Origin of the sequence: Shewanella sp. SM101, from assembly GCF_025654465.1 — a bacterium.
Lineage (GTDB): Bacteria > Pseudomonadota > Gammaproteobacteria > Enterobacterales > Shewanellaceae > Shewanella > Shewanella oncorhynchi.
Genome location: NZ_JAKKRH010000054.1, coordinates 12,840 through 27,090 on the forward strand (window position 1 = coordinate 12,840; position 14,251 = coordinate 27,090).

General features: G+C 44.6%; 13 protein-coding genes. 10 read left to right on the forward strand and 3 right to left on the reverse strand.

What is annotated here, in order from left to right; genetic code table 11:
- Positions 1-127 precede the first annotated feature (127 nt).
- Positions 128-2,776: a diguanylate cyclase domain-containing protein gene (locus tag L5M38_RS20830; protein ID WP_263168450.1), complete on the forward strand. Its 2,649-nt coding sequence runs from the start codon at positions 128-130 to the stop codon at positions 2,774-2,776.
- A gap of 47 nt (positions 2,777-2,823) precedes the next feature.
- Here the strand turns inward: L5M38_RS20830 and rep are convergent, their stop codons facing one another.
- Positions 2,824-4,836 carry a DNA helicase Rep gene (gene rep, locus L5M38_RS20835; protein WP_198573140.1) on the reverse strand — a complete coding sequence of 671 codons (2,013 nt, stop codon included), beginning with the start codon at positions 4,834-4,836 and terminating at the stop codon, positions 2,824-2,826.
- A 234-nt stretch (positions 4,837-5,070) separates the two neighbouring features.
- Between rep and ubiK the strand changes: the two genes are divergently transcribed.
- From ubiK to L5M38_RS20850, 3 genes are all read left to right on the forward strand, one after another.
- Positions 5,071-5,325, forward strand: a complete 255-nt coding sequence (ubiK, locus tag L5M38_RS20840) for a ubiquinone biosynthesis accessory factor UbiK (RefSeq protein WP_006083441.1) — start codon at positions 5,071-5,073, stop codon at positions 5,323-5,325.
- 93 nt (positions 5,326-5,418) lie between these two features.
- Entirely contained in the window at positions 5,419-5,784 is a 366-nt protein-coding gene (locus tag L5M38_RS20845) for a hypothetical protein (protein ID WP_263180203.1), read from the forward strand.
- Between the two features lie 36 nt (positions 5,785-5,820).
- Positions 5,821-6,168, forward strand: coding sequence for a hypothetical protein (locus tag L5M38_RS20850; RefSeq protein WP_263180204.1), 348 nt, complete (start codon positions 5,821-5,823; stop codon positions 6,166-6,168).
- On the opposite strand, the gene L5M38_RS20855 is transcribed toward L5M38_RS20850, so the two are convergent.
- Positions 6,165-7,337: a winged helix-turn-helix domain-containing protein gene (locus L5M38_RS20855; protein WP_263180205.1), complete on the reverse strand. Its 1,173-nt coding sequence runs from the start codon at positions 7,335-7,337 to the stop codon at positions 6,165-6,167. The two genes, L5M38_RS20850 and L5M38_RS20855, sit on opposite strands and share 4 nt — an antisense overlap.
- A gap of 248 nt (positions 7,338-7,585) precedes the next feature.
- Here L5M38_RS20855 and L5M38_RS20860 point away from each other — a divergent pair, with 248 nt between their 5' ends.
- The 3 genes from L5M38_RS20860 to L5M38_RS20870 all read left to right on the forward strand — a co-directional run bounded on the left by L5M38_RS20860 (position 7,586) and on the right by L5M38_RS20870 (position 10,674).
- Positions 7,586-8,116, forward strand: coding sequence for a hypothetical protein (locus tag L5M38_RS20860; RefSeq protein WP_168825954.1), 531 nt, complete (start codon positions 7,586-7,588; stop codon positions 8,114-8,116).
- Between the two features lie 176 nt (positions 8,117-8,292).
- On the forward strand, positions 8,293-9,771 hold the full coding sequence (creD, locus tag L5M38_RS20865; protein WP_219234870.1) for a cell envelope integrity protein CreD: 1,479 nt from the start codon (positions 8,293-8,295) through the stop codon (positions 9,769-9,771).
- Between the two features lie 93 nt (positions 9,772-9,864).
- Complete coding sequence (locus L5M38_RS20870; protein WP_173913158.1) at positions 9,865-10,674, forward strand: phosphatase PAP2 family protein; 810 nt, start codon at positions 9,865-9,867, stop codon at positions 10,672-10,674.
- An 83-nt stretch (positions 10,675-10,757) separates the two neighbouring features.
- Here the strand turns inward: L5M38_RS20870 and L5M38_RS20875 are convergent, their stop codons facing one another.
- Positions 10,758-11,483, reverse strand: coding sequence for a substrate-binding periplasmic protein (locus tag L5M38_RS20875; protein WP_263168433.1), 726 nt, complete (start codon positions 11,481-11,483; stop codon positions 10,758-10,760).
- Positions 11,484-11,672: 189 nt separating this feature from the next.
- Between L5M38_RS20875 and L5M38_RS20880 the strand changes: the two genes are divergently transcribed.
- The 3 genes from L5M38_RS20880 to L5M38_RS20890 form a co-directional block, all read left to right on the forward strand.
- A complete protein-coding gene (locus L5M38_RS20880) occupies positions 11,673-12,173 on the forward strand; it encodes an Lrp/AsnC family transcriptional regulator (protein WP_263168465.1) in 501 nt (166 codons plus the stop codon).
- Between the two features lie 368 nt (positions 12,174-12,541).
- Positions 12,542-13,906 (forward strand): sodium-dependent transporter, encoded by a 1,365-nt coding sequence (locus L5M38_RS20885; protein WP_263180206.1) that lies wholly within the window; start codon positions 12,542-12,544, stop codon positions 13,904-13,906.
- 140 nt (positions 13,907-14,046) lie between these two features.
- Positions 14,047-14,251: transposase (locus tag L5M38_RS20890; protein ID WP_263180207.1), on the forward strand; the 205-nt coding region annotated here is incomplete at its 3' end.

The window sequence follows — 14,251 nt, forward strand, 5'->3', positions numbered from 1 at the left end:
CTCAAGTTTTATCACATTAGCTGACTTTTAAAGCGGAATGCAGCCAAAATATGACTTGGATGTTACAGTATTTCATGCTAATTATAGACTTTGGTAAAAGCAAACATATATTTAACTAGTGAGTATCATGTTTAAGGATGAAGATGAAACTGGCCAGCCGCGTGTGAGTGAAATTGAACGCTTACGCAAAAAAATTATTCGCTTAAAACAATTAGCGCATAAATATAAGCATGCTGAGATCATTCAAAACGCATTACTCGAAATATCAAATATTGCGACTCATGCTTCTTCACTCGAAGAATTCTATGTCGGCGTACATAGCCATCTAAAACAGCTCATTCCCGCTGATAATTTTTTTATTTCAACCCTGGATACTCACACAGGTGAACTCGCCATCCCCTTTTTCGCTGATGAGAAAGATGCCCATCCAGCGGAGCTTTATCCTGAACAATCACTATCTACATTATTACAGCAAGGATTAACAGGCTACGTACTCAGAACTGGGAAAGCTTTGTTGTGTAACAATGACACAGTCAATGAACTGATTGCCGCTGGAGAAATTGTTAATTTAGGTTCTCCCTGTCATCTGTGGCTGGGCGTGCCCATCAAACAAGATGATATAGTAACGGGTGTGTTAGTGGTGCAAACCTATGACACTAATATCAGTTATGGTGAAATCGAACTCGAGTTAATGACGTTCATTTGTCACCATATTGCTGGGGTAATGGAACGGCTAAAACATCAAGAACAATTAGAGCAAGCTATCCAGCAAAGGACAAAAGAACTCAGCCAAGCCTACGATAAGTTAAAACTAGAAGTCTATGAACGGCGTAGAGCTGAACGCTTACAAAAATCACTGTTCGAAATCGCCGAGCTAGCAAGTTCCAGTGCCGACAACCCAGACTTTTATGCCCAATTGCATAATGTTATTCGACATTTAATTCCGGCCAATAACTGCTATATCGCCCTATTAGACGACACAGAAACCCACCTCACGTTTCCTTTTTATGTATCGCAATTAGCCAATAAGCACCCAGGCACTCGGCCGCTACAAGACGGCTTAACCGAATATGTGCTCAAACATAAGCGCCCACTACTGCTAGATCAAAGCAGTATCAATGCATTAATTGCCTCTGGTGAGCTGTATTCCCAAGCGCCAGCGTTAAATCATACTCAAACCATGCATCAGTGGATCGGAATCCCGCTTTTTATCCATGATCAAGTTCGTGGTGCGTTAACGATTTACAGTTTTAGCATGACACAGAATTACCAAGTTAAAGACTTAGAATTACTGACATTTGTATCACAGCATATAGGCTCGGCTATCGAGAAAAAGCTATCCGCTGAGTCCTTACAACGCAGTTATGAAGAGCTAGAAGAAAAGGTTATTGATCGTACCAAAGCGTTAGCCGAACTGAATAAAAGTCTTGAGAAAGAAATTCAACAACGCCGTAGTATGGAAGCCAAGCTAGTTCACGATGCCAAACATGACGCACTTACAGGCCTGCCTAATCGCGCTATGTTTATGGAGCGTTTATCTCAAGCGATCAAGCATGTTCGTCGCCATAGCTTAGAACAGTTTGCCCTACTGTTTATCGACCTCGACCGCTTCAAACAGATTAACGACACTATGGGACACCTAGAGGGTGATAAATTCTTAATTGAGACGGCAAGCCGCCTCAAGTCCTGCATTCGTGATAACGACACCTTAGCGCGACTCGGTGGCGATGAGTTTGTGATACTGCTCGATAGCATTAACAACATCAACGACGCGAAAGATATATCAGAAAGAGTGATCCAAAAAATATCCCAGCCCTATCGACTTGGCACAATGGAATTTAGTTCTGGAGCCAGTATCGGTATCACCATCAGTGGCAAACACAGAATTGATACCAGTGAATCTATGTTACGTAATGCAGATACTGCCATGTATCAGGCGAAAGCCAATGGTAAAGGTTGCTATGTTATTTTTGATGATAACGCCCAACATCAGGCCATGCAGGATGTCGAGTTAGAAACTGAATTTAGACATGCATTACACCATGCTGAAATACAGCTTAGTTACTTACCAGTAGTCAATTTTAAAACAGGTCAAGTGCATGCATTAGAAAGCCGCCTGTTCTGGCAACATCCGCAGCGTGGGCTCTTACAACAGGAACAACTTAGCACGCTTGCTGAACAGTCACACCTTACCGTTGAGCTCGATAAATATACGATCAGCATCATAGATAGCAGCTATCCCCAACTCCTCAAACAACATGATGAGTCTGTTGAATTACATGTCATGCTTTCGAGCCAACATCTCAAGCATAAGCATGTACTGCGCAGTTTGAAAAATACTCTCAAACAAACCCAGTTAAACCTGAGCCATTTGTGGTTATTCTTCAATGAAAAAGCCCTAGTGCAGGAAACTGAAAATCATATCAATGGCTTTGAATTATTGCAGAAACTCGGGGTAAAACTCGGCATCAGCCAATACGGTAGCGGCTATAGTGCATTAAATAGCTTATTGTTTCTGCCGATAAAAGGCTTAAAACTCGATGCCAACCTCACCAAACAAATACAAGGCGAGCAACAGCTTAAGTTAATGTCCGCTTATCAAAAAACGGCATCAACCTTAGAACTGCAAACCTTTGTCGATGGCATTGATAGTCCTGAACAAAAACGTATCTTCAATGAACTGGGTTATCAGCTGGGCCAGGGGGCTGCTTTAGCCGACACTTTTACCTTATGTGAAACCCAACCACAGATCTGTGCTCAGCTCGAATATGCCTAGTAAAAAATAAGTAGCTGATTTAAAAGAATAGTAAGCGAAACCGCTCGCTATTTTTTAAACATGTCTCTTAAGCTAGAAATATTTGCCCGCCCCGTTTGCATCCGCTCCTGCTCCGTTTGTTGTGGCTTACGGTTTTCCCACACCACATCATCTTGAGGTAACTCAAGTAAGAAACGGCTTGGTTCACAACGCATGGTTTCACCAAATTGGCGCCTTTCGCGGCAGAGGGTGAACCAAAGCTCTCGTTGAGCTCGAGTGATACCCACATACGCCAACCGACGCTCCTCATCGACGTTATCTTCGTCTATGCTGGTTTGATGGGGCAAGATACGCTCTTCTACTCCAACCATAAACACGAAGGGAAACTCTAAGCCCTTAGAAGCATGCAAGGTCATCAACTGCACCTGATCGCCACCTTCATCCTCACTATTGCGCTCCATCATGTCCCTGAGCGTCAATCGAGTCACCACCTCTGGCAAGGTCATAGCTTCATCTAACTCATCACCCGCGAGCATCTCAGTCACCCAACGGTAAAGCTCTGAGATATTCTTCATCCGCATTTCAGCGGCCTTGGCACTGGTGCTGGTTTCGTATAAGTAATCTTCATAATTGATCTTACGGATCAAATGCTTCACCGCCTCGACGGGTTCACCACGTTCGGCATGATCCCCAGTCTCCACAATAAAACGACCAAATTGATATAAAGATGACATAGCCGCAGGCGGTAAATGATGATTCAGTTCAGGCTCAAAAATCGCCGCAAACATAGAAATATGCTTCTCGTTGGCAAAATTACCTAAACGCTCTAAGGTTGATGGACCTATGCCACGTTTAGGCAAATTAACGATGCGCAGGAAAGCATTATCGTCATCGGGATTCACCACGAGCTTTAGATAGCCCATGATGTCTTTAATTTCAGCACGAGCAAAAAATGACGTACCACCACTCAATTTATAAGGAATACGGTTCGTCATCAGTGCGCGTTCGAGTAACCGTGATTGATGGTTACCGCGATACAAAATCGCATAATCGCCAAACTGAGTACGGCCGACAAACTTGTGCCGCACAATTTCGGCAACAACACGTTCAGCCTCTTGCTCCTCATTGGCGGCAAACAGCACCCGCAACGGCTCACCATAAGCAAGCTCGCTAAACAGGGCTTTATCATAAACATGGGGATTATTAGCGATAAGAATGTTGGCCGCCCGCAAAATTCGCTGACTAGAACGGTAGTTCTGCTCCAATTTAATCAGCTTAAGCTGCGGAAAATCTTTACCCAATAACACGAGGTTTTGTGGCTTAGCACCGCGCCATGAATAGATAGACTGATCGTCGTCCCCCACCACAGTAAAGCGCGCCCGCTCACCCACTAACAGCTTTACCATTTCATATTGGCTGGTATTAGTATCTTGATATTCGTCCACCAGCAAATATTGGATCTTGGTTTGCCAGCGCGTACGCACTTCTTCATGGTGGCGCAACAATAAGGTTGGCATCAGAATCAAATCGTCAAAATCTAAAGCGTTATAGGCTTTCATATGTTGAGCATAACGCTGATACAACATAGCAAATAAGTGCTGTTGCTCATCTTTAGCGATTTTGCGTGCATGCTCGGGAATAATTAAGCCACCCTTCCAGTTTGAAATCGTACTGGCAAGCGCTTTGAGTAAATCTTTATCTTCATCCAACTCGTCTTGGGTTAACTCTTTGAGCAGTGCCAAGGTATCTTGATCATCAAACAGCGAAAAACCCGGTTTTAAACCTAAGACCTTATGCTCGCGTTTAATGATCTCAAGCCCTAAAGTATGGAAGGTTGAAATCCACAGACCTCTGGCTTCCTTGCGGCCCATCGACTGAGCGACCCGCTCTTTCATCTCACGGGCAGCCTTATTGGTAAAGGTCACCGCCGCGATATTACGCGCCTTATAGCCACATTTTTCGACCAAGTAAGCGATTTTATTGATAATTACGCGCGTTTTACCACTACCCGCACCCGCCAAGACTAGGCAAGGGCCTGAAACATAATGAACAGCATCGTTTTGGGCGGGATTGAGTTTCATCTTTGCGCAATATCCAAACAAGTCGACAGAAAGGGATGGGATCATAGCAGAATCGACAGTTTTAAGGCTAACAAATCCCCGCTTAGGTTGAGCAGAACTCAACTCTGTAGATAAGCTTCTCCGTGATATAAACCCCAACAACAGCCAACTAAAGTGTTCACGCGTCTGCTTTACTTTTGAAAGCTAACGTACTGAGTTACAATCGAGCTATTCAGTAAAGAGGCGGACAAGATTATGATCAATCCAAAGAAAATCGAAGAAATGGCGAAACAATTGAGCGAAAGTTTGCCCAGCGGTCTAAAGCAATTTGCCGGTGAATTTGAAGAGCGCAGTAAGCAAGTACTGCAAAATCAATTGCTCAAGTTGGATATGGTTTCCCGTGAAGAATTTGATGTGCAGCAACATGTACTACTGAAAACCCGCGAAAAATTAGAAGCCCTACAAGCTCAAGTCAATGAGTTAGAAAAAAAGCTCAACGCAGCGGGCTAACTTATCATGCATGTTTGAAAGAGCACAGTTAGCGATAGCGCAGCTGTGCTTTTTGTTTTTAACACTTCAAGCATTGAGTCACTTGGGGAAATAATGCAACAACTCGCCAGCTATATCCTTGCTATTGAAGGCTATCCAAGCCCTGTCTACGTGGTAAGCCAATCAAACGAGCAGCAAACCTATCTCGATGATAATGTGGAGATTTGTGAGTCCATAACGCTTTATCACTTCGATAATGGGGTTGTGATTAGCAAGCTAAGCGAGCAAGATAAACAAGCTTATGCGTCAGACATGGTTTGTGAAGATTATTGGCTCAGCTATCGGGTTGTAACAGCTCATATTGCGATTTCGCCGCAGCAAAAATCCTTTAGCAATCTATGTCAGCAAAGCTTTTGGCTTAAGATGCAGCAAGGGCTGGCAGTAAAACCACCGCTGCAACCAGAGCATAAACAGACTTAATGCTTTAGCGTCGAACAATCAAGGAATGAAGCTACAATGGATGTCACAATCAGCACACACTATCAGGACTATCTTCTTTGGGGATTATTGTTGCTTGGCGGCGTGCCGCTACTCACTTATCCCGGTGTGCTTCTCGCCAGTTTGATGGGACTGGCCAGTCAATCAAGCATTAAACCCGCTTTTATCTATCGATTGATGAATCAGTGTTTTCTATGGGGAAGCCTAGTTTATCCCGCCGTGTATATCCCCTGTTATCGCATTACGAGCGATAGCACTGCGACTTCTTCATCTTTAGTCATTGCTGCGTTGCCACTGCTATATCTAATCTTACTGTATGGCTGCTTTCGCTTTATGGATACTCCAACTAAAGAGACAAATAATTAAAGCTTTTGTTGGCGAGCATACTTTTGCTTAAGGCCTTTATGGTTAGCCTTAACTAACTTCCAGCGGTCACAGCCATTGAAACGAGCATATTCACTGACTGCGATATCAAAGGCCGCACAGAAATCCTCATCTAAGCCATTCACCATCACGCCACCTTCTAAGGTCAATTGCTGTAATAGCAATAGGTTAGCTTGGCGATCGGCTTTAACATCCACGCGGCCAACAAAAGTGTCGCGCCACAGAATTGCTAAAGAATAATAACCATACTGACGCTTTTCGGCTGGGACATAGACTTCAATTTGATAATCAAAATCAAACCATTGCTTTAATCTTTGCCGTTGGATCAATAAATTATCGAAGGGATTAAGCAGCCACACTTTATTAGGTAATGGTGCATTTAGCTGTAATGAAGGGCGATAAAAGTAGCTTTGGCCCGCAGCCTTAAAACACGCTAATAACCCGTGAGCTAACAACTCTGCCAATTCTTGGGCTACTGCTGATTTCATACCTTTGCGTAAATAAGCCATTTGCGCCGCAGTACCGAAGGCGTGGGCATCGAGATAACGATCAATCAAATAGCGCGTAAACTCACTATCTGTCGGTGCTTGAGCATCAACATCTTTTGATAGTACCCGCGCAGTGAGATCGTAAACCTTCTGGAATTTTTCACGCCGCACCACCATCAGCTCACCACGCATAAAGAGCTGCTCTAGGGCTTTTTTCGCGGGTTTCCAATCCCACCAGGCACCGTTTTTAGCTCCACTATGTTCAAAATCACTGGCCTTGAGTGGCCCTTCTGCAAGGATTCGCGCCCGCACTTCCTGCATTATTTTATCGTCGGGCTCAAACCAATGCTTACCGCCATTTTGCAGCTGCTGTTTACGCTGCAAACTAAAACGGTAATCGGCAATAGGTAAATAAGCTGCCGCATGGGACCAATATTCGAAGATCTCTCCTTTGGCTAAAGCCATATCGAGCATCTTTGGCTGATATTCTGGCATACGACTATGCAGCACATGATGATGCGCTCGCTCAACCACGTTGATAGAGTCAATTTGTACATAACTGAGATGTGAAATTGCCTCGGTGACAGAGGTATATGGTTGCAATAATCCTTGCTGCTGCATATTTAATTGCAGCCACTCGCGGGGTGAAAAGGGATTAGGCATCGATTCTCCAAATTCAACGACAAGCAAATACCAAACCAGAGAAAAAATATAACAAACTGAAAATAAAAGTATTTAGCACACTATTCAACGAGCAGGTTTGTAAAATGTACGCACAAGTCTACTCACTAGGCAGTATCTTCGGATAACATAAGCCATTTATACCTTAACGGCTATCGGTTTACCTACCCGTTAGTTTCACGACTCGAAATAGAGCCTATCTGGCATAGGCTCTTCATTAAGGATTGATGATGAATATCTACTATCGCCAAGCACAACTCTGCGGCCGCAAAACGGGTAATGGCACTAAGCTGCCATTTTTGATGAATATCTTGTATTCACTTGCTGCTAAAAATGGCGATCACCAGCCCTTTTCAATGGATGACATTAACGCGGTACTGTTTAATCAGCATCAGTCGATTGGTTGCTCTATCGAGGCGCCGCTACCGATAGTGAGTTGGCGCACCGAAGCGATAGAGTATGAGTTATTTAAAGGCGAAGAGCTGGTGTACCTGCCCCAATGTATCATCTTTAGCAATGGCGCCATTGCCTATGTCATTGTCGTCATGGGTGATGAGTATGAGCTGCGTATTTGGCCCGATTACAGTAACCGTGATAGAGAAAAACACCACTGGTTTTCCCACCATGCCGTAGTCTATTCCGCAGAACTTGACGTCTTTAAGCAAAGCTTCGAAGCACTGCTCAAGCATATTAAAAAAGAAAATGACTACGAGAAAAAACACCCAAAATTTGGCAAAGACATCCCACTATCAGATTCATAAACTTGAATAATGAGTATGGGTTTAGCGGCAATCGCCATAATGTTGCCACTATTGATCAGCAACTTGCCCGCAACTTTTGTAAGAAAATCTGTTTTAATACCCGCCGTGATACCGAGTTAACTCTGCACAATCTTAGCGGATAAGTCTCGGTCGTATTTCATAGGGAATGAAATTCAATGTTCAGCATTATTTTCTGGGTACTCACCCTACTTAGTTTGGCCTTATTTGGTAGCGCAGCCTATTTAGTGGTGCGAGCACTCCTCAAAAAATTTAATCGAAGTCAAGGAATCGATATGTCAGCACAAGAACCGTTGGCAGTAGCCACCGCAAAGGGAACTGCATTAAAAAACACCACCTTATTAAAAGCCTTAACCATTGGCATACTCTCAATCCTCGCGTTGATCCCGCTGGGGATCATTATGGATATGACTTCTGATCGCCAAGCCCTTTACCACAGCGTTGTCGATGAAATCGGCCGTTCATGGGGTGAGCAGCAAACCCTCTCAGGTCCTGCGCTGGTGATCCCTTACAGCTATTTTGTGTTGCAAGAAGAAGTCAGTAACGACGGTAAAACTCGCCATGAAGTGAAGCGTACCTATCAAGATGAGCTAGTGATCCTACCGAAAAAGCTCACCCTCGACTTAGACCTAAAACATGATTTTCGCACCCGTGGCATTTATCAATCGCTGGTGTATAACGCAGCTCTACAAGGTCAGGCCGACTTCAGCCTTAACCGTTATGATATTCCTAACCTTATCGCCTTCGATAACAAAAATGCCCGGTTAGTCTTTGGGGTGTCATCGAATCAAGCAATTGATAAAGTAGAAAAAATTGAAATCACCGGTGAATCGACATTACTCTCTGGATCACTGATGTCGGGCACGGGGTTAACCACTGGCGGTTTAGAAAAAGGCTTTAATCAAAAGATCCAAGTCAGCGAAGCGAGTGATTTTAGTGTGGATTTTGCCATGACACTACGCGGCTCTCAGTCTATCAGCGCATTGCCACTAGGCGAGCAAACGCTAATCAATATTCGCGCCGACTGGCCGCATCCAAGCTTTAAGGGATTATTACCCGCAGAACGGGACATCAACGCGCAAGGCTTTACTGCAAGTTGGAATATCAGCCACTTAACCCGTAACTATCCACAAGAGTTTATTAAGAGTAATCAATCGACTCTCACTGAAGTGTCGGCCAATGCGATTTTATTCGAACCAGTGACTCACTACGGCAAGATTGATCGCTCGGTAAAATACGGCCTACTGTTTATCGTGCTGACTTTTATCATGTTGTTTATCTTCGAAATCGGACAAAAAACCAGCCTAAGCACGATTCAATATGTGTTAGTCGGCAGCGCCATGGCCTTGTTCTATTTGCTACTACTCTCGCTATCTGAGCATCTAGCCTTCTTGCATGCCTATTTAATTGCCGCCTGTATTCCCGTGCTGTCGGTATCGGCTTATGTAGGGAGTGCCACAGCAAGTATTAAGCGCGGTGCATTAGTGGGCATTATGCTGGTGAGTTTATATGCAGTGCTGTACTCGATACTGCAACTGGAAGATTACGCCCTATTGATGGGTTCAGGTTTACTGTTAGTCGTACTGTTGATTTTGATGTTCGTGACTAGGCATCACCCTAAGAACACGGCGCAATAGCGCCCTACCGATCCACCCTTGAAGACCCCCGACAGCGCCATCTTTTGCTGTCGGGATTTTTTTATTGGCAAAACCATTGCCGCGTTGTAGCCTATGGCGTTTTATGAAGAGGCTTATATTTTGACCCATAGCGTCTATCTTTTACGCCGTTTAGGTTTAGCTTGGATACTGTTGGCAACCATTCCGGGCTTACTATTACTGACACAGAATCAGCTGTTTCCACTGATCGATCTGCACTCTACCTTAGCCAAAACCTTATATTGGATTACCATGACTGGCACTGCGCCCTATGGCGTCGCAACAGTCTTGTTTGTATTGGCGATCGCCTATCGTCATATGCCTAAACCACTCTTTATAAGTTTATTTTTTGCCATCAGCCTCAGCCAAGTTATCAGTTTAGGCTTAAGCCACACCCTCAAATCCTATTTTAAAGAACCCAGACCTAATCTCGTTTTTCTAGCAGAACAAGCACTGCCTAAGCATGAACCGCTTTCACTCGATGCCTTTTATCAATTGGATAAACAGTCACGTTCAAAGACAATTGCCAATGCACTCGATGGCTTGATCGCTGCAGAACCTGCCTTGAAACTCGACTCACGGATCCATCAGCATTGGGAAGATGAAATCGGCTATTCTTTTCCTTCGGGACATACTATTTTTGCAGTGACGCTAGTGCTTACCGCCAGCTACTATTTGCTACTCGCTGGATTACCTAGCTTAGTCATGGCGTTATGGAGCTGGGGATTTTTGATGGGATTAAGCCGTATGCTGCTTGGCATGCATTGGCCGCAGGATGTACTGTTTTCAACCTTTTTAGCCGCCATCATCAGCGGATGTAGCGTGTTCTTTGTCAGTAAGTTGCGTCCACTCTCCCATGCGTTTGCTAAAGGATCTGAACGCTAACGCTGTTAATTCAGCGTCTCGATTTGGCTGTCGACTCAAATACGACAGCTTCAAACACTATGAAGTTAAATACTTAGGCATTGCTAAGCACTGCCTAAGTATTTTGCCACTAGGGCCTGATAAATCCCATTGGCCTTAATTCTAGCGAGCCCTTGATTGAAAGTATCCCGCGCCACTGAGTTGTGGAACACCATTTGATAGGATGTTGGGGGGAAAATAAAGTGGTAGCTTAATGCTTGCTGGGTATCAACATCATCCTCAACGAACTTATTCAGTTGAGCGAATATATAACGATCCGCAATCACAGTATTAATGCGACCTAAGTACAACATACGGTTCTGGCTTAATTGGCTATCGACTTCACGATAAATAGTCTGTTGCGCTACGGCATTAAACTCAGGGCCAAGTAAGAAGCGAGCATTTTCAAAAGCGGCAACACTGTACTTTTTAAGATCCGCAATACGTGTTATTTCAAGGCGTTGTTCGGACAAACTGATCGCCACATTGGTATATTCAACATAATCATTAGACCAATAACCATCAACGCCATTTGCAGAGTTCATCGTCATTACAGCATCCAATCGATCTTTATTGAAATATAAAACTTGGCGTTTACGAGAGTAGAATTTGAAGTTGACTGGCTGCCCCATTTCCTTAAACGCGGCCTTAATAATATCGATCTCAAGCCCTGATTCAGCATCTTCGATAATATAAGGTGGTCGATTTAGAGCACTACCAATGGTTAACGATGCAGAAAATGCATAAGTCGGTAATATGAATAAGCAGATTAGCAACAAACTCAAGCGCATACAGTGTCTCACTCTTATTAGTATCATAACAATAGCGGTAAATAACGGGAGTTCCAAACAGCGCGACTCCCAAAATCTCTATCCGTTATCACTGTCACAACCTTAAAATGTCTCATTTGATCAAGATTTTTGGCAAAGTCGGCTAAGACTGGCAAACTAGAGGCTGACTCAGTTAACCCTAAGCTTTCGATGACAGACACTCACCCCTACAAACTCGATCAACTCGATTTAACGATTCTGCGCTTACTGCAAACCCACGGCAGATTATCGAACCTCGAACTGGCCAATAAAGTCGGACTATCGCCATCTCCTTGCTCGCGCCGTGTTAAAGCCTTAGAAGAAGCGGGTTATATTGCCGATTATGCAACGCGTCTGTCGGCGGATAAGTTCAACCTGCATTTGACCGCGTATATCCATGTGCGGATGGAAAAACACACGCCAGCAATTCTTAATCAATTTGAAGCCAATGTACTGGCCTACGAAGAAGTCCAAGAATGCGCGCTGATCACAGGTTCTGAAGCAGACTACCAACTCAAAGTGTTAGTGCAAGATATGGCGCACTTTCGCACTTTCCTGTTAGATAAACTCACGACCAATGTGCATATCGCAGGTGTGCATTCCAGCTTTGTGTTGAAAAAGGTCAAAGACCACACGGCCATTCCCTTAAGCCATATCACCATTCAACCATAGGCTCAGTAAAAGATACGGCGTTCTGACACTCAATGTTGCGACATGACTCAGACTTATCCAGTCACAATCGCGGCTCAAGTAAAGTCATAGCATCAAAATACCCACTAAGCTTCTGCCATACGGTATTTTTTGACCATAAGATCACAATTCATTGCATTTTTATCATCGCAATTATTCGCTAAAGTGAGGCCGCGAGTCATCGCTACTCGCAATATAGTCTCGCATTAAGCCATCAAGAAAAACATAACACCAAAATATCAGCTAAATGAGAATATAAATTGCCGATTAACATCATTTTAACGCACTAAAATTGCGTTGAACTTCTTATTTATCCGCCTAAGATACGCCTTCTTTTTACGGGAGGCATAATGCAATCGGCCAATACAAGTTCGACTAACCACTTCAGCTCACGCTTAGGTTTTATCATGGCGGCAGCCGGTAGCGCCGTTGGTGTAGGTAACATTTGGGGATTCCCTACCCAAGCAGCCACCCATGGCGGCGGTGCCTTTTTACTGGTTTACCTTGTCCTGATTTTCATCCTAGGCATTCCCATGTTAATGGCTGAACTCATGATAGGTCGCCACGGACAAACCAACCCCGCCGATGCCATGGGCAAACTCGGCTTCAACACCCTAACTCGCAATTTAGGCAAGGCGATAGGTTTGATTTCCATCGTCACCGCGGGATTGATTTATACCTTCTACAGCATTCTTTCTGGCTGGTTTGTCAGCTACGCCATCGCCCCGATTGCCACAGCCTTTGGTTCGAACGATACCGCCGCTTGGCTAGTGGATTTTTCGCTGTCACGTAATCTGGTGTTTACACTGATCTTCAGCACGCTGGTGTTTCTGGTATTACTGCAAGGCGTGCAAGAAGGCATAGAAAAATGGTCGAAACGCTTAATGCCGTTATTACTGATCATGCTGATCGCGGGCGTGGCGTATATCTTCACCCTTAATGGCGCGAGCGAAGGGATAAGCGCGCTACTAACGCCTAACTTTACCAAGGCGCTGGCGCCAGATACCTTGATCAGCGCGCTCGGACAAACCTTCTTCTCCCTTACCATAGGCACAGGTGCCATGATGGTGTACGGCAGTTATCTGAGCCAAAAAGAGAATATTGCTAAACTGACCGTCTGGGTTGCCTTTACCGACAGCGGCATCGCCTTTCTCGCCGCCTTCTTGATTATCCCAGCCATGTATGTGGCCCAGCACAATGGCGTGCAGATTTTTAATGCTGAGGGCAAGTTACTCGATTCGGATGCATTGGTGTTTACTGTCTTACCCGCGTTATTTTCCACCTTAGGAGATACGGCTAACCTTATCATCAGCGTGATTTTCTTTGTTCTGCTGATCATCGCGGGTTTAACCTCGGCCATATCCATCGCCGAAGTGCCGACGAGTTATGTGATGCAAAAGTTCGGACTCAGCCGTCAACGCGCCACCTTGATCATCGGCCTATTGTTGACCTCATTATCCTTATTACTGGCGGTATTTTTTGAGACGCTATTTAGTTTCACTATAATGCTGACCACCCAAATCGCCCAGCCGCTGGTCGCCCTCGGTATTGCGGTTTACTTAGGTTGGATTTGGCGCCAAACCCACCTGCTCAAGGCAATTCGTGGGCAAGAAGGTGTCAATAGCACAGGACTCTTCTGGCGCATTTGGCCAAGGTACGTGAAGTATGTGTGCCCAGTTCTGATCATCGCGATCGCCATCAGGCAATTTGTGTAACCCTTTGAGCGAATAACAAAATCCCCGCTAAGTGCCTGTCTCTTCTACACAAATCCCTCGGTTTGCCCCGGGGGATTTTTTTGAACCATTTTCAATTACCCTGATCTGATCCTGACCTTTTGTTTCAGATACCACATGCCATGTTTTTAAGTGAACCATCACTCTGGGCACAGAGCATTTTTCAGCGCGCAAAATTAGGGGATGTACGAAGGACCAAACGGCTTGTACAGTTGGCGGCTCAACTTGCAGCTCATACAGGACAATCTATCGTGCAATCTCTTTCATCCAGTGCAGACATTGAAGCCGCTTATCGCTTTGTCCGTAACGAGCATATCAGTCCGGCAG

Coding starts and splice junctions, on each gene's coding strand:
- L5M38_RS20870 (WP_173913158.1), top strand. CDS start 9,865: ATGGCGTTTTATGAAGAGGCTTATATTTTGACCCATAGCGTCTATCTT.
- L5M38_RS20845 (WP_263180203.1), top strand. CDS start 5,419: ATGCAACAACTCGCCAGCTATATCCTTGCTATTGAAGGCTATCCAAGC.
- L5M38_RS20885 (WP_263180206.1), top strand. CDS start 12,542: ATGCAATCGGCCAATACAAGTTCGACTAACCACTTCAGCTCACGCTTA.
- L5M38_RS20880 (WP_263168465.1), top strand. CDS start 11,673: ATGACAGACACTCACCCCTACAAACTCGATCAACTCGATTTAACGATT.
- L5M38_RS20830 (WP_263168450.1), top strand. CDS start 128: ATGTTTAAGGATGAAGATGAAACTGGCCAGCCGCGTGTGAGTGAAATT.
- rep (WP_198573140.1), bottom strand. CDS start 4,836: ATGAAACTCAATCCCGCCCAAAACGATGCTGTTCATTATGTTTCAGGC.
- creD (WP_219234870.1), top strand. CDS start 8,293: ATGTTCAGCATTATTTTCTGGGTACTCACCCTACTTAGTTTGGCCTTA.
- ubiK (WP_006083441.1), top strand. CDS start 5,071: ATGATCAATCCAAAGAAAATCGAAGAAATGGCGAAACAATTGAGCGAA.
- L5M38_RS20850 (WP_263180204.1), top strand. CDS start 5,821: ATGGATGTCACAATCAGCACACACTATCAGGACTATCTTCTTTGGGGA.
- L5M38_RS20855 (WP_263180205.1), bottom strand. CDS start 7,337: ATGCCTAATCCCTTTTCACCCCGCGAGTGGCTGCAATTAAATATGCAG.
- L5M38_RS20875 (WP_263168433.1), bottom strand. CDS start 11,483: ATGCGCTTGAGTTTGTTGCTAATCTGCTTATTCATATTACCGACTTAT.
- L5M38_RS20860 (WP_168825954.1), top strand. CDS start 7,586: ATGAATATCTACTATCGCCAAGCACAACTCTGCGGCCGCAAAACGGGT.